The organism is Streptomyces sp. NPDC104096, from assembly GCF_055584385.1.
On sequence record NZ_JBVJMD010000003.1, the window covers coordinates 335,243 to 352,761 of the forward strand.

Sequence of the window (17,519 nt, forward strand, 5' to 3'; positions counted from 1 at the left end):
TCGGTTTTGGGGGATGCGGCCAGTGCTGGCAGACTGGTACGTCGGCTCCGGTTCACGCTCCCGCATCCCGCGGCGGCGACCCGGCGCCCTCCCGAAACTAGGAGACACCTTGAAGCGCGACATCCACCCCGAGTACGTCGAGACGCAGGTCAGCTGCACCTGTGGCGCGTCGTTCACCACCCGTAGCACCATCACGTCCGGAGCCATCCGGGCCGAGGTCTGCTCCGAGTGCCACCCGTTCTACACGGGCAAGCAGAAGATCCTCGACACCGGTGGCCGTGTGGCCCGCTTCGAGGCCCGCTTCGGCAAGGCTGCTGCCGGCTCCAAGAAGTAGCGAGCCCCATTTCGCCGGTCCACGGTCGCACCCTTCACCGGGGTGCGCCCGGGACCGGCGTTTTTGGTCGCCCGTCTTCCCCTTCGCAACGCAGTACAGGAGCCCAAGATGTTCGAGGCCGTCGAGGAACTCGTCGGTGAGCACGCCGACCTGGAGACGAAGCTCGCCGACCCGTCGGTCCACGCCGACCAGGCGAACGCGCGCAAGCTGAACAAGCGCTACGCCGAGCTCACCCCGATCGTCGGCACCTTCCGCTCCTGGAAGCAGACCGGCGAAGACATCGAGACCGCGCGCGAACTGTCCGCCGACGACCCGGAGTTCGCCGCCGAGGTCAAGGAGCTGGAGAAGCAGCGCGAGGAGCTGACGGAGAAGCTGAGGCTGCTCCTCGTCCCGCGCGACCCCAGCGACGACAAGGACGTCATCCTGGAGATCAAGGCGGGCGCGGGCGGCGACGAGTCCGCGCTGTTCGCGGGCGACCTGCTGCGCATGTACCTGCGCTACGCCGAGCGCATCGGCTGGAAGACCGAGATCATCGACGCCACCGAGTCCGAGCTGGGCGGCTACAAGGACGTCCAGGTCGCGGTGAAGACCAAGGGCGGTCAGGGCGCCACCGAGCCCGGCCAGGGCGTCTGGGCCCGGCTGAAGTACGAGGGCGGCGTGCACCGCGTGCAGCGGGTGCCGGCCACCGAGTCCGCGGGCCGCATCCACACCTCGGCGGCGGGCGTGCTGGTCACCCCGGAGGCCGAGGAGGTCGACGTGGAGATCAACCCGAACGATCTGCGCATCGACGTCTACCGCTCGTCCGGCCCCGGCGGCCAGTCCGTCAACACCACCGACTCCGCGGTGCGCATCACGCACCTGCCCACCGGAGTCGTCGCCTCCTGCCAGAACGAGAAGAGCCAGTTGCAGAACAAGGAGCAGGCGATGCGTATCCTGCGCTCCAGGCTGCTCGCGGCGGCTCAGGAGGAGGCGGAGCGGGAGGCCGCCGACGCCCGCCGCAGCCAGGTCCGCACGGTCGACCGCTCCGAGAAGATCCGTACGTACAACTTCCCGGAGAACCGGCTCTCGGACCACCGCGTCGGATTCAAGGCGTACAACCTGGACCAGGTCCTGGACGGCGAACTGGACGCGGTGATCCAGGCCTGCGTCGACGCGGACTCGGCCGCCAAGCTCGCGGCCGCGTAAGGGCGGACTTACCCACGTACGAGGACGAGTACGACACGGAGGACTTGCGTGAACCTGCTGCTCGCAGAGGTGGCCCAGGCCACCCAGCGGCTGGCCGACGCCGGCGTGCCCTCGCCGCGCAACGACGCGGAGGAGCTCGCCGCGTTCGTGCACGGCGTGAAGCGGGGCGCGCTGCACTCCGTGAAGGACGCGGACTTCGACGCCCGCTACTGGGAGGTCATCGCGCGCCGTGAGCAGCGCGAGCCGCTCCAGCACATCACCGGCCGCGCCTTCTTCCGCTACCTGGAGCTCCAGGTCGGCCCCGGGGTCTTCGTGCCGCGCCCGGAGACGGAGTCCGTGGTCGGCTGGGCCATAGACGCCGTACGCGCCATGGACGTGGTCGAGCCGCTGATCGTCGACCTGTGCACCGGTTCGGGCGCCATCGCGCTCGCGCTCGCCCAGGAGGTGCCGCGCTCGCGTGTGCACGCCGTGGAGCTGTCCGAGGACGCCCTGCGGTGGACCCGCAAGAACATGGAGGGGTCCAGGGTCGACCTGCGCCAGGGAGACGCCCTGGACGCCTTCCACGACCTCGAGGGCCAGGTCGACCTGGTCATCTCCAACCCGCCGTACATCCCGCTGACCGAATGGGAGTACGTCGCTCCCGAGGCGCGGGACTACGATCCCGAGCTCGCCCTGTTCTCGGGCGAGGACGGCCTCGAACTCATCCGCGGTCTCGAGCGCACCGCGCACCGGCTGCTGCGCCCCGGCGGTGTCGTCGTCGTCGAGCACGCCGACACCCAGGGCGGCCAGGTGCCGTGGATCTTCACCGAGGAGAAGGGCTGGGCCGACGCGGCCGACCACCCCGACCTCAACAAACGCCCCCGGTTCGCGACCGCCCGCAAGGCGATGCCGTGACCGGCGCGTCCCAGACTTCAGTCCAGCCGTACGTGTACGAGGAGGCCCGCTAGATGGCACGGCGATACGACACCAACGACGCGACCGACCGAGTGACCGGTCTGCGCGAGGCCGCGTCCGCCGTCCGCCGGGGCGAACTCGTGGTGCTGCCGACGGACACGGTGTACGGCATCGGCGCCGACGCGTTCTCCTCCGCGGCCGTCGCCGACCTCCTCGACGCCAAGGGCCGGGGCCGCTCCATGCCCACGCCCGTCCTCATCGGCTCCCCGAACACCCTGCACGGCCTCGTCACGGACTTCTCCGAGCTGGCCTGGGAGCTGGTCGACGCCTTCTGGCCGGGCGCGCTCACGCTGGTCGCCAAGCACCAGCCGTCGCTCCAGTGGGACCTCGGGGACACCCGTGGCACCGTCGCGGTGCGGATGCCGCTGCACCCGGTCGCGATCGAACTGCTGACCGAGGTGGGCCCGATGGCGGTCTCCTCCGCGAACCTGACCGGTCACCCGTCCCCCGAGACCTGCGACGCCGCGCAGGAGATGCTGGGCGACTCCGTCTCCGTCTACCTGGACGGCGGCCCGACCCCCGGCAACGTGCCGTCCTCGATCGTCGACGTCACCCGTGAGGTGCCGCTGCTGCTGCGGGCCGGCGCGATCTCCGCGGAGGAGCTGCGCAAGGTCGTACCCGACCTCGAGGTGGCGAATTGACGGCCCCCCTCGGCCCCGAGCTCCCGGCCGCCCGCGCGCAGGGGGCACCCCCATGCGTGGCATAGGTGGTGGGGAGATGACGGGCACCTTCGGGTTCCCGCGTGACACCTTCCGCATCCTCCACGTCAGCACCGGAAACGTGTGCCGTTCGCCGATCACCGAGCGACTGACCCGCCACTTCGTGACGGACCGGCTCGGCGGTCTGCTGAGCGGCGGGCTGATCGTGGAGAGCGCGGGCACGTGGGGACACGAGGGCGCGCCCATGGAGGCCAACGCGGAGACCGTGCTGGCCGACTTCGGCGCGGACGCCTCCGGCTTCGTCGGCCGGGAGCTCCTCGACGAGCACGTCATCATGGCCGACCTGGTCCTGACGGCGACCCGCGACCACCGGGCGCAGGTCATCTCGATGGGGCACTCGGCGGGACTGCGCACCTTCACGCTGAAGGAGTTCACCCGGCTGGTCCGCGCGATCGACCCGGCGACCCTGCCGCCCCTGGAGGACGGCGTGGTCATGCGGGCCCGCGCGCTGGTGCGGGCGGCCGCGGCGCTGCGCGGCTGGCTGCTGGCCCCGACCGCCGAGGCGGACGAGGTCTACGACCCGTACGGGGCGCCGCTGCCGTTCTTCCGGTCCATCGGGGACGAGATACACGAGGCGCTGGATCCGGTGGTGACGGCGCTCACCGGAGTACCGGCGCGGATGTAGGACCCGCCCGGGCGGTGCCGGGCGCGCCGGGTGCCCCCGGCCTACATTGGACGTACGTCACCGTCGACGCGTCCGGAGTCCATCATGGCCGTCACCCATGCCCTCGAGGTCGATGTCCTGCGCCGGCAGGACCCCGAACTGGCCGACGTCCTGCTCGGTGAGCGGGACCGGCAGTCGACGTCGTTGCAGCTGATCGCCGCCGAGAACTTCACCTCGCCGGCCGTGCTGGCCGCGCTCGGCTCCCCGCTGGCGAACAAGTACGCCGAGGGGTATCCGGGGGCCCGTCACCACGGCGGGTGCGAGATCGTGGACGTCGCCGAGCGGATCGCGGCGGACCGGGCGAAGGCGCTGTTCGGCGCCGAGCACGCCAATGTGCAGCCGCACTCCGGCTCGTCCGCCGTCCTCGCCGCGTACGCCGCGCTGCTGCGGCCCGGTGACACGGTCCTCGCCCTCGGGCTGTCGTACGGAGGCCATCTCACGCACGGCTCGCCGGCCAATTTCTCCGGACGCTGGTTCGACTTCGTGGGGTACGGCGTCGACGCCGAGAGCGGGCTGATCGACTACGACCAGGTGCGCGCCCTGGCCCGTACGCACCGGCCCAAGGCGATCGTGTGCGGCTCCATCGCCTACCCCCGGCACCTCGACTACGCCCTGTTCCGCGAGGTGGCCGACGAGGTGGGCGCCGCTCTCGTGGCGGACGCGGCCCATCCCATCGGGCTGGTCGCCGGGGGAGCGGCGCCCAGCCCGGTGCCGTACGCCGACATCGTCTGCGCCACCACGCACAAGGTGCTGCGCGGGCCGCGCGGCGGCATGATCCTGTGCGGCCGGGAGCTCGCCGAGCGGGTGGACCGGGCCGTCTTCCCGTTCACGCAGGGCGGCGCCCAGATGCACACCATCGCCGCGAAGGCGGTGGCGTTCGGCGAGGCGGCGACGCCCGCCTTCACCCGCTACGCCCATCAGGTCGTCGCCAACGCGAGGGTCCTGGCGTCCGGGCTGGCGGCGGAGGGTCTCGTCGTCACCACCGGCGGGACCGACACCCACCTGATCACCGCCGACCCGGGGCCGCTCGGTGTCGACGGGCGGGCGGCGCGGGGGCGGCTCGCGGCGGCCGGGATGGTCCTGGACTGCTGTGCGCTGCCGCACGGCGACGCCCGCGGCCTGCGGCTGGGCACCGCGGCGGTGACCACGCAGGGCATGGGGGAGGCCGAGATGACGCGGATCGCCGTGCTGCTCGCGAGCGTGCTGCGGGGCGACGTCGGGACCGTCCCGGCCCGGGAGGAGGCGCGGCAACTGGCGTCGGAATTTCCGCCGTATTCCGGCTGAACGGGGGTAGGCGCACACGGGTGCACAGGCTCACGTGCAACCATCGTCGCTACCCGGAAGTCCCCAACCATATGCGTCCCTCGCTAGGGTGTGGGGCTGAGATGGCCTGCGAGACCTGTGGGGAAGCCCGTGCGTGAATACCTGCTGACGCTCTGCGTCACGGCCGCGGTGACGTATCTGCTGACAGGGCCGGTACGCAAGTTCGCGATCGTGGCGGGAGCGATGCCGGAGATCCGGGCACGTGACGTGCACCGGGAGCCCACTCCGCGGCTCGGCGGGATCGCGATGTTCTTCGGCCTGTGCGCCGGACTGCTGGTCGCGGACCATCTCACCAACCTCAACGAGGTCTTCGAGAAGTCGAACGAGCCGCGGGCGCTGCTCTCCGGAGCGGCGCTGATCTGGCTGATCGGCGTCCTGGACGACAAGTTCGAGATCGACGCCCTGATCAAGCTGGGCGGTCAGATGATCGCCGCCGGTGTGATGGTGATGCAGGGTCTGACGATCCTGTGGCTGCCGGTGCCGGGCGTCGGCACCGTCGCGCTGACCCAGTGGCAGGGCACCCTGCTGACGGTGGCGCTGGTCGTCATCACGATCAACGCGGTCAACTTCGTGGACGGTCTCGACGGTCTGGCCGCCGGCATGGTGTGCATCGCGGCGGCCGCGTTCTTCATGTACGCCTACCGCATCTGGTACTCGTACGGCATCGAGGCGGCCGCTCCGGCCACGCTGTTCGCGGCGATCCTGATGGGCATGTGCCTGGGCTTCCTGCCGCACAACGCGCATCCCGCGCGGATCTTCATGGGCGACTCGGGTTCGATGCTGATCGGCCTGGTGCTGGCGGCCGGCGCGATCTCCGTCACCGGGCAGGTCGACCCGGACGTGATGAAGCTGTTCTCCGGGTCCGAGCGCAGCGCCGTGCACCAGATGGTGCCGGTCTACATCCCGCTGCTGATGCCCCTGACCATCATCGCGATCCCGGCCGCGGACCTGGTCCTGGCGATCGTGCGGCGCACCTGGCGCGGCCAGTCGCCGTTCGCCGCGGACCGCGGGCATCTGCACCACCGGCTGCTGGAGATCGGGCACTCGCACAGCCGCGCGGTGCTGATCATGTACTTCTGGTCCGCCCTGATCTCCTTCGGCGCGCTCGCCTACTCCGTGAACGCGGCGTCCATGTGGATCGTGCTCGGCGTGGTCTTCTTCTGCGCGCTGGGCCTGGTGCTGCTCCTGCTGCCGCGGTTCGCGCCGCGCGCCCCGCGCTGGGCCGAGGCGTTCGTGCCGCCGCGCTACCGGCGCCGCAGGACCCGTGTCGTGGCCGAGGGGCAGGGGGCGCCCGGGGCGGCGCGGGAGGAGCGGGAGGAGGAGGCGGCGGACGTCGAGGCCGCTCCGGCCGGGAAGACGCCCGCGGAGGCCGCCTCGGACGAGGACCTGCCTGCCGAGGACGTGCCCGGGGACGGGGAGTTGGCGCCGGTCGCGGCCGGGATGCACGGGGCGTCAGGGGCCAACGGGGCGACCGCCATCGGCGCTCGCGCACGCGTGCGTTGACATCACAAGGTAAGAATCTGACTAGAGCATTGCCAAGTCGTGGGGGAGCAAAGCACCCCAATACCAGACATATTGGCCGTGTTTTTGCACAGACGCGCAGCGTCAGTCTCATGTGTGACAGCGAGCACACCTACCAGGTAAAGACCTCATCAAATAGTTTGTGATACGGTTCACGAGAACCCGGGATGGAGCCGAAGGACCGTAATGCGACGGTCCCTTGGCGGGAGGTCACCAGCACTCGACCCGGGACTACGCTCGTCCATGACGACACCCCTGCCCCCCTTGAAAGCGGAGTTGCCGCCATGCCGTCCAACGACGTCCGGATCCTGGCCCAGGCTGCTGTGCCCACGGCTGCCGTCGGCGCGATCGCCGCCGTCGTCAGCGGTGTGGTCGCGGGCGGCAAGGGTGCGGTCGGGGCGATCGTCGCGACGCTGATCGTGATCCTCTTCATGGGAATCGGGCTCTACGTCCTGCAGCGCACCGCCCGATCGCTTCCGCACCTGTTCCAGGCGATGGGTCTGATGCTCTACGCGGCGCAGATCCTGCTGCTGTTCATCTTCGTCGCGGCCTTCAAGCACACGACGCTGTTCAACCCCCGGGCCTTCGCGCTCACGCTCGTCGCCGGCACCCTCACGTGGATCGCCGCGCAGACGCGTGCTCACATGAAGTCCAAGATTCTCTACGTCGAACCCGATTCGACCACCTCTTCGAAGGGTGACGGGCCCGAAAAGCCGGGTCGCCAGTCGTGAGGGGTAGGGCCGGGATAAAGCCGCACGAGAGATCCTGCTATCGTCCGGTGCCAACTGCGGCATCGCGGGCGCGGGCATCCGAGCTGACGCCTGTTCGATCGCGAGGCGAGATGCCCCTCAGCCGCCCCCACATCCGTTACACCAGTCCCGTGCCGAACCGCGGCCCCGTGCCGCGCCGACACAACGAGGTTGCCGTACCTATGCGCCACGATGAAGGAGCCCGCGGTGAGTGCTGACCCGACGCAGACGCTCGCTTTCGACACGAGCTGTCACCTGTTCGACGGGTGTGGCTTCCCGGCTCCGGGCCTGCACTCGTTCATGTTCGAGCCGCTCTGGGGCGACACCGACGGCCTGTACTTCAACAAGCCGATGCTGCTGGCACTGCTCGGTTCCATCATCGTGGTGGGCTTCTTCTGGGCGGCCTTCGCCAAGCCGAAGCTCGTCCCGGGCAAGCTCCAGATGATCGCCGAGGCCGGCTACGACTTCGTCCGGACCGGCATCGTCTACCAGACGATCGGCAAGCGTGAGGGCGAGAAGTACGTCCCCCTCGCCGTCTCGCTGTTCTTCTTCATCTGGATGATGAACCTCTGGTCGATCATCCCCGTCGCCTCCTTCCCGGTGACCTCGATCATCGCCTACCCGGCGGTGCTCGCCCTGATCGTCTACGTCACCTGGGTCTCGCTGACGTTCAAGCGCCACGGTTTCGTCGGCTTCTTCAAGAACGTCACCGGCTACGACAAGTCGCTCGGCGCGGTGCTGCCGCTGTCGATGACCATCGAGTTCTTCTCGAACCTGCTGGTCCGCCCGTTCACGCACGCCGTCCGACTGTTCGCGAACATGTTCGCCGGCCACACCCTGCTGCTGCTCTTCACGCTCGCCAGCTGGTACATGCTGAACGGCATCGGCATCGCCTACTCGGCCGTCTCGTTCGTGATGGTCATCGTGATGACCGCCTTCGAGCTCTTCATCCAGGCTGTCCAGGCGTACGTCTTCGTCCTCCTGACCTGCACCTTCATCCAGGGCGCGCTCGCCGAGCACCACTGAGTCGCTCCCTCACCCAAGAGACATCCGGTGGCCAACCCCCACCGGTCACTGAAAGAGAAGGAAGAACCGGCATGTCCGCTCTCCAGACCCTCGCTGCGGTTGACGGCAACCTCGGCTCCATCGGTTACGGCCTCGCCGCGATCGGCCCGGGCGTCGGCGTCGGCATCATCTTCGGTAACGGCACCCAGGCCCTCGCCCGCCAGCCCGAGGCGGCCGGTCTGATCCGCGCCAACCAGATCCTCGGCTTCGCTTTCTGTGAGGCGCTGGCCCTCATCGGCCTCGTCATGCCGTTCGTCTACTAAGACGAACGACAGCGACAGCCCCATTCGACGAAAGGCACTGATGTGAACCCCCTGGTTCAGCTGGCGGCCGAGGCGGAGAAGGAGAACCCCCTCATTCCGCCGTGGCCGGAGCTCGTCATCGGCCTGATCGCCTTCGTCATCGTCTTCGGCTTCCTCGCCAAGAAGCTTCTTCCGACCATCAACAAGGTCCTGGAAGAGCGTCGCGAGGCCATCGAGGGCGGTATCGAGAAGGCCGAGGCCGCACAGACCGAGGCCCAGAGCGTCCTTGAGCAGTACAAGGCCCAGCTCGCCGAGGCCCGCCACGAGGCCGCGCGGCTGCGCCAGGAGGCGCAGGAGCAGGGCGCCACGCTCATCGCCGAGATGCGCGCGGAAGGCCAGCGGCAGCGCGAGGAGATCGTCGCCGCCGGTCACTCGCAGATCGAGGCCGACCGCAAGGCCGCCGCGTCCGCGCTCCGGCAGGACGTCGGCAAGCTCGCCACCGACCTGGCCGGCAAGCTGGTCGGCGAGTCCCTCGAGGACCACGCCCGCCAGAGCCGTGTGATCGACCGCTTCCTCGACGAGCTCGAGGAGAAGGCCGAGGCGGCTCGATGACAGCACACGGAGCGAGCCGCGAGGCGTTCGCAGCTGCCCGTGAGCGTCTCGACGCGCTGACGGACTCCACGTCCGTGGACGCGGCCCGGCTCGCCGACGAACTGGCCGCCGTCACCGCGCTGCTCGACCGCGAGGTGTCGCTGCGTCGGGTCCTCACCGACCCGGCGCAGGCCGGTGAGGCCAAGGCCGAGCTGGTCCAGCGCCTGCTCGCCGGCCAGGTCAGCGGCACGACCGCCGACCTGGTGGCAGGCACGGTGCGTTCTCGCTGGTCGCAGCCTCGCGACCTGGTCGACGCGCTGGAGGAGCTGGCGAGCATCGCCGACCTCACCGCCGCGGAGAAGGCGGGCACGCTCGACGACGTCGAGGACGAGCTGTTCCGGTTCGGCCGGATCGTCTCCTCGAACACCGAGCTGCGCGCCGCGCTGACCGACCGCAAGGCCACCGTCGCGGCCAAGACCGAGCTGCTGAACCGGCTGCTCGGCGGCCGGGCGAAGGCCACCACCGAGCGTCTGGTGACGCGCCTGGTGACCGCCGCGCGCGGACGTAGCCTGGAGACGGGACTCGAGTCCCTGTCCACGCTCGCCGCCGAGCGCCGGGACCGCGCCGTCGCCGTCGTGACCTCGGCGGTGCCGCTCAGCGACACGCAGAAGCAGCGCCTGGGCGCCGCCCTCGCGAAGCTCTACGGCCGCAGGATGCACCTCAACCTCGACGTGGACCCCACGGTCGTCGGCGGGATGCGGGTGCAGGTCGGTGACGAGGTCATCAACGGCTCCGTCGCGGACCGTATCGAGGACGCCGGCCGCCGACTGGCGAGCTAGCACCCCCGCGGCAACTCAATAAGCAGTACGTAAGCAATTACGGCCCTGGTTGGGCCGTGCAGAGGATTCACCTCTTTCAGGGGGGAGTCCCCATCCCCCCAAAGTGAAACTTCGGGCCCAACAAGGAGAGCAGGGAACCCAGATGGCGGAGCTCACGATCCGGCCGGAGGAGATCCGGGACGCGCTGGAGAACTTCGTCCAGTCGTACAAGCCGGACGCGGCCTCGCGCGAGGAGGTCGGTACGGTCACCCTTGCCGGCGACGGCATCGCGAAGGTCGAGGGTCTCCCCTCGGCCATGGCCAACGAACTGCTGAAGTTCGAGGACGGCACCCTCGGCCTCGCGCTCAACCTGGAAGAGCGCGAGATCGGCGCCATCGTCCTCGGTGAGTTCAGCGGCATCGAGGAGGGTCAGCCGGTGCACCGCACCGGTGAGGTGCTCTCCGTGGCCGTCGGCGAGGGATACCTCGGCCGCGTCGTCGACCCGCTCGGCAACGCGATCGACGGCCTCGGCGAGATCGAGACGTCCGGCCGCCGCGCCCTGGAGCTTCAGGCTCCGGGCGTCATGGCCCGTAAGTCGGTGCACGAGCCGATGGAGACCGGCTACAAGGCCGTCGACGCGATGACCCCGGTCGGCCGCGGTCAGCGTCAGCTGATCATCGGCGACCGCCAGACCGGCAAGACCGCCCTGGCCGTCGACACGATCATCAACCAGCGCGACAACTGGCGCTCGGGCGACCCGAAGAAGCAGGTCCGCTGCGTCTACGTCGCCATCGGCCAGAAGGGCTCGACCATCGCCTCCGTGCGTGGCGCCCTCGAAGAGGCCGGCGCGCTGGAGTACACGACCATCGTCGCCGCCCCGGCGTCCGACCCGGCCGGCTTCAAGTACCTGGCGCCGTACACCGGTTCGGCCATCGGTCAGCAGTGGATGTACGAGGGCAAGCACGTCCTCATCATCTTCGACGACCTCTCGAAGCAGGCCGACGCCTACCGCGCCGTGTCCCTGCTGCTGCGTCGCCCGCCGGGCCGCGAGGCCTACCCCGGTGACGTCTTCTACCTGCACTCCCGTCTGCTGGAGCGCTGCGCGAAGCTCTCCGACGAGCTGGGCGCCGGTTCGATGACGGGTCTGCCGATCGTCGAGACGAAGGCCAACGACGTCTCGGCGTTCATCCCGACCAACGTCATCTCCATCACCGACGGCCAGTGCTTCCTGGAGTCGGACCTGTTCAACGCCGGTCAGCGCCCCGCGCTGAACGTCGGTATCTCCGTCTCCCGAGTCGGTGGTTCCGCGCAGCACAAGGCGATGAAGCAGGTCTCCGGCCGTCTGCGCCTCGACCTGGCCCAGTACCGCGAGCTGGAGGCGTTCGCCGCCTTCGGTTCCGACCTGGACGCCGCGTCGAAGTCGCAGCTGGAGCGCGGTCAGCGTCTGGTCGAGCTGCTCAAGCAGGCTCAGTACCAGCCGATGCCGACCGAGGACCAGGTCGTCTCCGTGTGGGCCGGCACCACCGGCAAGATGGACGACGTCCCGGTCGCCGACATCCGCCGCTTCGAGAAGGAGCTGCTGGAGTACCTGCACCGCAAGGAGCAGGGTCTCATGACCTCCATCAAGGAGGGCGGCAAGATGTCGGACGACACGCTGACCGCCGTCGCGGACGCGATCGCGGCCTTCAAGAAGCAGTTCGAGACCTCCGACGGCAAGCTGCTCGGCGAGGACGCTCCGGCCGCTGCCGCCAAGTGACGTAAGGAAGGGACCTGACTCATGGGAGCCCAGCTCCGGGTCTACAAGCGTCGCATCCGATCCGTCACCGCGACCAAGAAGATCACGAAGGCGATGGAGATGATCGCCGCCTCGCGTGTCGTCAAGGCACAGCGCAAGGTGGCGGCCTCCACGCCGTACGCGACCGAGCTCACCCGCGCGGTCACGGCGGTCGGTACCGGCTCGAACACGAAGCACCCGCTGACCACGCAGGCCGAGACGGTCGTGCGGTCCGCGGTGCTGCTCCTGACGAGCGACCGCGGTCTCGCAGGCGCGTTCAACTCCAACGCCATCAAGGCCGCGGAGAAGCTGACCGCGCGCCTGGAGGCCGAGGGCAAGCAGGTCGACACGTACATCGTCGGCCGGCGCGGTCTGGCCCACTACAACTTCCGCGAGCGCAAGGTCGTGGAGTCGTGGTCGGGCTTCACCGACGAGCCCTCGTACGCGGACGCCAAGAAGGTCGCGGCTCCGCTGATCGAGGCCATCGAGAAGGACACGGCCGACGGCGGCGTGGATGAACTCCACATCGTCTTCACCGAGTTCGTGTCGATGATGACGCAGACGGCGCTCGACGACCGTCTGCTCCCGCTCAGCCTCGAAGAGGTCGCGCAGGAGGCGGCGCCGCAGGGCGAGATCCTCCCGCTCTACGACTTCGAGCCCTCGGCGGAGGACGTCCTCGACGCCCTGCTGCCGCGCTACGTCGAGAGCCGTATCTACAACGCGCTGCTCCAGTCGGCTGCTTCCAAGCACGCCGCCACGCGCCGCGCGATGAAGTCGGCGACCGACAACGCGGGCGAGCTGATCAACACGCTCTCCCGTCTTGCCAACGCGGCCCGCCAGGCCGAAATCACCCAGGAAATCAGCGAGATCGTCGGTGGCGCCAGCGCCCTTGCCGACGCGACCGCGGGGAGTGACAAGTAATGACGACGACTTCTGAGACGGCCGTTGCCACGGGCCGCGTCGCCCGGGTCATCGGCCCGGTCGTCGACGTGGAGTTCCCCGTCGACGCGATGCCGGAGATCTACAACGCCCTGCACGTCGAGGTCGCAGACCCGGCGAACGCGGGCGAGAAGAAGACGCTGACCCTGGAGGTCGCCCAGCACCTGGGTGACGGCCTGGTCCGCACCATCTCGATGCAGCCCACCGACGGTCTGGTCCGCCAGGCCCCGGTGACCGACACCGGCACGGGCATCACCGTCCCGGTCGGCGACTTCACCAAGGGCAAGGTGTTCAACACCCTCGGCGAGGTGCTGAACGTCGACGAGAAGTACGACGGCGAGCGCTGGTCCATCCACCGCAAGGCCCCGAACTTCGACGAGCTCGAGTCGAAGACCGAGATGTTCGAGACCGGCGTCAAGGTCATCGACCTTCTCACCCCGTACGTCAAGGGTGGAAAGATCGGTCTGTTCGGTGGTGCCGGCGTCGGCAAGACGGTGCTCATCCAGGAGATGATCTACCGCGTCGCCAACAACCACGACGGTGTCTCCGTGTTCGCCGGTGTCGGTGAGCGCACCCGTGAGGGCAACGACCTCATCGAGGAGATGGCCGACTCGGGCGTCATCGACAAGACCGCCCTCGTCTTCGGCCAGATGGACGAGCCCCCGGGCACCCGTCTGCGCGTGGCCCTGGCCGGTCTGACCATGGCGGAGTACTTCCGCGATGTGCAGAAGCAGGACGTGCTGTTCTTCATCGACAACATCTTCCGCTTCACCCAGGCCGGTTCCGAGGTCTCGACCCTGCTCGGCCGTATGCCCTCCGCGGTGGGTTACCAGCCGAACCTGGCCGACGAGATGGGTCTCCTCCAGGAGCGCATCACCTCGACCCGTGGTCACTCGATCACCTCGATGCAGGCGATCTACGTCCCCGCGGACGACCTGACCGACCCGGCCCCGGCCACCACGTTCGCCCACCTCGACGCGACGACGGTTCTCTCCCGTCCGATCTCCGAGAAGGGCATCTACCCGGCCGTGGACCCGCTGGACTCCACGTCCCGCATCCTGGACCCGCGCTACATCGCGGCGGACCACTACAACACCGCCATGCGTGTGAAGACGGTCCTCCAGAAGTACAAGGACCTCCAGGACATCATCGCGATCCTCGGTATCGACGAGCTCGGCGAGGAGGACAAGCTCGTCGTCCACCGTGCCCGTCGCGTGGAGCGCTTCCTGTCCCAGAACACCCACGTCGCCAAGCAGTTCACCGGCGTCGACGGGTCGGACGTGCCGCTGGACGAGTCGATCGCCGCGTTCAACGCGATCATCGACGGCGACTACGACCACTTCCCGGAGCAGGCGTTCTTCCTCTGCGGTGGCATTGAGGACCTCAAGGCCAACGCCAAGGAGCTGGGCGTCTCCTGAGCCTCGCGCTCTTGACGAGGGGGCGGGCGCGTCCCGCCCCCTTCGTCACGCCCACTAGACTTGTAACCAACACCCGGCAGACCCGCCGGGTGGTGACCCGAGGAGCCAACCTTGGCTGCTGAGCTGCACGTCGCGTTGGTCGCGGCCGACCGAGAGGTCTGGACCGGCGAGGCGACCCTGGTCGTCGCGCGCACCACGTCCGGCGACATCGGCGTCATGCCCGGTCACCAGCCGCTGCTCGGTGTGCTGGAGTCGGGCCCGGTGACCATCCGTACGCGTGAGGGGGGAACGGTCGTCGCCGCGGTGCACGGCGGTTTCATCTCGTTCGCGGACAACAAGCTGTCGCTGCTGGCCGAGATCGCCGAGCTTTCGGACGAGATCGACGTCCAGCGCGTGGAGCGTGAGCTGGAGCGCGCGAAGGCGGAGGGCGACGCCCACGCCGAGCGCCGTGCGGACGTACGACTGCGCGCGGCGGCAGCGCGTTAGCAGGCGCGCTGTGCGATGACGTCCCTCAGCCGCGGCTGGGACCGGAGCGATCCGGTGCCGGTCGCGGCTGAGGCAGATCTGGATGTTTTTTCCGTTCCGTTATCTATTTACGGTTCTCTAGGAGACGAGGAGGTCGGTGCCGATGGTCCTCGCTCTGACTGTGTGCGCAATCGTCGTCGCCCTGGTGGTGGTGGGGCTGTTCGTCTTCGGACTGCGGCGCAGACTCATCCAGCGCTCGGGCGGCACCTTCGACTGCAGCCTGCGCTGGGACGTCCCCGAGAAGTCCGACACCAGCGGCAAGGGCTGGAGCTACGGCGTCGCCCGCTACAACGGCGACCGCATCGAGTGGTACCGGGTCTTCTCCTACGCCCCCCGCCCGCGTCGCATCCTGGAGCGCTCGTCGATCGAGGTCGCCGGCCGCCGGCTGCCCGACGGCGAGGAGGAGCTGGCGCTGCTGTCCGACTCGGTGATCCTCGCGTGTCTGCACCGCGGCACCCGGCTGGAACTGGCGATGAGCGAGGACGCGCTGACCGGTTTTCTCGCCTGGCTGGAGGCGGCCCCGCCCGGCCAGCGGGTGAACGTCGCGTAGCGACGTTCAGGGCCCCGCTGGGTGGGGGTCCCCCCGGCCCCGCTGGGTGGGGGAGGGTGAACGTCGCCTGACGCTCCCCCCATACGACGACGCTCCCCTGGACCAGGTCCAGGGGAGCGTCGGTCTTTCAGCCTCCGAACTGTTCTACGACAGTCCGCTGTTGAGGGCGCTCACCAGCTCACCGTTGCTGGTGTCGCCGCTGAACTCCCAGAAGAAGGCGCCGCCGAGACCCTGCGACTTGGCCCAGGCCATCTTGGTGCCGATGGTGGCCGGGGTGTCGTAGGACCACCAGTTGTTGCCGCAGAAGGCGTACGCCGTGCCGGCGACGAGGCCGGTGGACGGGCAGGACGTCTTGAGCACCTTGTAGTCCTCGATGCCCTGCTCGTACGTACCGGCGGCCGGGCCGGTCGCCGTGCCGCCGGGCGCCGCCTGGGTGACACCGGTCCAGCCGCGGCCGTAGAAGCCGATGCCGACGAGCAGCTTGCTCGCGGGCACGCCCTTCGCCTTGAACTTGGCGATCGCGTCGGCGGTGGTGAAGCCGGGCGTCGGGATGCCGCTGTACGAGGTGAGCGGGGAGTGCGGAGCGGTCGGGCCCTGGGCGTTGAACGCGCCGAAGAAGTCGTACGACATCACGTTGTACCAGTCGACGTACGCCGAGGCGCCCGCGTAGTCGGCCGCGTCGATCTTGCCGCCGGAGGTGCCGTCGGCCGTGGTGGCCGCGGTGACCAGGTTGTTCGAGCCGAACTTGGCGCGCAGGGCCTGCATCAGGTTCTTGTAGGCCGCGGCGCCGCTGCTGTCACAGGACAGACCGCAGGCGTTCGGGTACTCCCAGTCGATGTCGATGCCGTCGAAGACGTCGGCCCAGCGCGGGTCCTCGACCAGGTTGTAGCAGGAGTTGGCGAAGGCGGTCGGGTTGGCCGCCGCCTGGGCGAAGCCGCCGGACCAGGTCCAGCCGCCGAAGGACCACAGCACCTTGATGTTCGGGTACTTGGCCTTCAGCTCACGGAGCTGGTTGAAGTTGCCGCGCAGCGGCTGGTCCCAGGTGTCGGCGACGCCGCTGACCGACTGGTCGGCGGTGAAGGCCTTGTCGTAGTCGGCGTAGGAGTCGCCGATCGCGCACTGGCCGTTGGTGACGTTGCCGAAGGCGTAGTTGATGTGCGTGATCTTGGCGGCCGAGCCCGACGTCACCAGGTTCTTGACGTTGTAGTTGCGGCCGTAGATGCCCCACTCGGTGAAGTAGCCGAGGCGGACCTTGTTGCCGGTGGGCGGGGGAGTGGTGGTGCCACCGGTGGTGTGCACCGAGACGGCGCCGCTGACCGGACCGGTCTGGTCGGCGGTGTCACGGGCCTGGACGGTGTACGAGTAGTCGGTGCCGGCGGTGAGACCGGTGTCCGTGTACGAGGTCGTCGTCACGGTCGCGACCTTGGTGCCGCCGCGCAGCACGTCGTAGTTCTTGACGCCCTTGTCGTCGGTGGCGGCGCTCCAGGAGAGCTTCACCGAGGTGTCGGCGATGCTGGAGGCGGTCGGAGTGCCCGGCGCGGTGGGGGCGCTGTCACCGGGGACCGTGGTGTCGCCGTCGCAACTGCCGCCGTTGAGCTTGCAGTTGGAGGGCGAGCCGGTTCCGGCGCCGTTGAAGCCGAAGGAGACGGAGGCGCCGGCGGCGAGGGCGCCGTTGTAGGACTTGTTCTTGGCCGTCCAGTGGGTGCCGGAGGACGTGACGTCGGCGTCCCAGGCGGAGGTGACGGACGTGCCGGAGGGGAAGTCCCACTCGATCGTCCAGGAACTGATGGCCGTGGTGCCGGTGTTCTTCACCGTCCACCTGCCCTCGAAGCCGGTGCCCCAGTCCTGGGTCTTGGCGTAGGTGGCGGTGGCGGTGGTCGCGGCCTGGGCGGGGCTCGCGAGGCCGACCAGACCGGCCAGGGGGAGCAGCAGAGTGGCGAGCCCTGCCGTCGCTCGTTGTCCGAAGCGCATTCCGCGCCTCCTCAGGGGGAGTTGGAGGGGGATGGGCGTAACTGAGCCTTCACGCCCACGGTGCCCGTGAGAATAGAAAGGTCTGGACCATAGGTCAATAGGTCTGGACCACTATGGCAGTTGCGTAATGGAGTCCCCAACTCCGGCGCGAGGATAGTCTGTTGTCCCAGCAGCCCC

Annotated in this window: 18 protein-coding genes; 17 read left to right on the plus strand and 1 reads right to left on the minus strand. The window is 69.1% G+C overall.

What is annotated here, in order from left to right:
- Positions 1-109 precede the first annotated feature (109 nt).
- From rpmE to ACZ60B_RS06065, 17 genes are all read left to right on the plus strand, one after another.
- On the plus strand, positions 110-334 hold the full coding sequence (gene rpmE / locus ACZ60B_RS05985; protein WP_003997877.1) for a 50S ribosomal protein L31: 225 nt from the start codon (positions 110-112) through the stop codon (positions 332-334).
- Positions 335-442: 108 nt separating this feature from the next.
- Positions 443-1,519, plus strand: a complete 1,077-nt coding sequence (gene prfA, locus ACZ60B_RS05990) for a peptide chain release factor 1 (protein ID WP_469384573.1) — start codon at positions 443-445, stop codon at positions 1,517-1,519.
- A gap of 48 nt (positions 1,520-1,567) precedes the next feature.
- Entirely contained in the window at positions 1,568-2,413 is an 846-nt protein-coding gene (prmC, locus tag ACZ60B_RS05995; RefSeq protein ID WP_469384575.1) for a peptide chain release factor N(5)-glutamine methyltransferase, read from the plus strand.
- Positions 2,414-2,466: 53 nt separating this feature from the next.
- The gene (locus tag ACZ60B_RS06000; RefSeq protein ID WP_469384577.1) at positions 2,467-3,114 is read left to right on the plus strand and encodes an L-threonylcarbamoyladenylate synthase; all 648 of its coding nucleotides are present in this window, start codon (positions 2,467-2,469) and stop codon (positions 3,112-3,114) included.
- A gap of 52 nt (positions 3,115-3,166) precedes the next feature.
- Positions 3,167-3,817, plus strand: a complete 651-nt coding sequence (locus ACZ60B_RS06005) for an arsenate reductase/protein-tyrosine-phosphatase family protein (RefSeq protein ID WP_469384579.1) — start codon at positions 3,167-3,169, stop codon at positions 3,815-3,817.
- Positions 3,818-3,901: 84 nt separating this feature from the next.
- Positions 3,902-5,140, plus strand: a complete 1,239-nt coding sequence (locus ACZ60B_RS06010; protein WP_469384581.1) for a serine hydroxymethyltransferase — start codon at positions 3,902-3,904, stop codon at positions 5,138-5,140.
- 129 nt (positions 5,141-5,269) lie between these two features.
- Complete coding sequence (locus tag ACZ60B_RS06015) at positions 5,270-6,682, plus strand: MraY family glycosyltransferase (RefSeq protein WP_469384582.1); 1,413 nt, start codon at positions 5,270-5,272, stop codon at positions 6,680-6,682.
- A gap of 302 nt (positions 6,683-6,984) precedes the next feature.
- On the plus strand, positions 6,985-7,431 hold the full coding sequence (locus ACZ60B_RS06020; RefSeq protein WP_450665032.1) for a hypothetical protein: 447 nt from the start codon (positions 6,985-6,987) through the stop codon (positions 7,429-7,431).
- Positions 7,432-7,641: 210 nt separating this feature from the next.
- On the plus strand, positions 7,642-8,475 hold the full coding sequence (gene atpB, locus ACZ60B_RS06025) for a F0F1 ATP synthase subunit A (protein ID WP_469384584.1): 834 nt from the start codon (positions 7,642-7,644) through the stop codon (positions 8,473-8,475).
- Positions 8,476-8,546: 71 nt separating this feature from the next.
- The gene (gene atpE / locus ACZ60B_RS06030) at positions 8,547-8,777 is read left to right on the plus strand and encodes an ATP synthase F0 subunit C (RefSeq protein ID WP_103780068.1); all 231 of its coding nucleotides are present in this window, start codon (positions 8,547-8,549) and stop codon (positions 8,775-8,777) included.
- A 42-nt stretch (positions 8,778-8,819) separates the two neighbouring features.
- Positions 8,820-9,368, plus strand: coding sequence for a F0F1 ATP synthase subunit B (locus ACZ60B_RS06035; RefSeq protein ID WP_351602828.1), 549 nt, complete (start codon positions 8,820-8,822; stop codon positions 9,366-9,368).
- A complete protein-coding gene (locus tag ACZ60B_RS06040; protein ID WP_450665034.1) occupies positions 9,365-10,186 on the plus strand; it encodes a F0F1 ATP synthase subunit delta in 822 nt (273 codons plus the stop codon). The genes ACZ60B_RS06035 and ACZ60B_RS06040 overlap by 4 nt, the downstream gene beginning before the upstream one ends.
- Positions 10,187-10,328: 142 nt before the next feature.
- The gene (gene atpA, locus ACZ60B_RS06045) at positions 10,329-11,921 is read left to right on the plus strand and encodes a F0F1 ATP synthase subunit alpha (protein WP_469384585.1); all 1,593 of its coding nucleotides are present in this window, start codon (positions 10,329-10,331) and stop codon (positions 11,919-11,921) included.
- 21 nt (positions 11,922-11,942) lie between these two features.
- Positions 11,943-12,860 (plus strand): F0F1 ATP synthase subunit gamma, encoded by a 918-nt coding sequence (locus tag ACZ60B_RS06050; RefSeq protein ID WP_351602832.1) that lies wholly within the window; start codon positions 11,943-11,945, stop codon positions 12,858-12,860.
- A complete protein-coding gene (gene atpD / locus ACZ60B_RS06055) occupies positions 12,860-14,296 on the plus strand; it encodes a F0F1 ATP synthase subunit beta (protein ID WP_469384588.1) in 1,437 nt (478 codons plus the stop codon). The genes ACZ60B_RS06050 and atpD overlap by 1 nt, the downstream gene beginning before the upstream one ends.
- Before the next feature lie 111 nt (positions 14,297-14,407).
- A complete protein-coding gene (locus ACZ60B_RS06060; protein ID WP_351602836.1) occupies positions 14,408-14,782 on the plus strand; it encodes a F0F1 ATP synthase subunit epsilon in 375 nt (124 codons plus the stop codon).
- A 142-nt stretch (positions 14,783-14,924) separates the two neighbouring features.
- On the plus strand, positions 14,925-15,371 hold the full coding sequence (locus ACZ60B_RS06065) for a DUF2550 domain-containing protein (RefSeq protein WP_385526710.1): 447 nt from the start codon (positions 14,925-14,927) through the stop codon (positions 15,369-15,371).
- A 144-nt stretch (positions 15,372-15,515) separates the two neighbouring features.
- Here the strand turns inward: ACZ60B_RS06065 and ACZ60B_RS06070 are convergent, their stop codons facing one another.
- A complete protein-coding gene (locus ACZ60B_RS06070; protein ID WP_469384591.1) occupies positions 15,516-17,342 on the minus strand; it encodes a glycosyl hydrolase family 18 protein in 1,827 nt (608 codons plus the stop codon).
- Between the last annotated feature and the right edge of the window lie 177 nt (positions 17,343-17,519).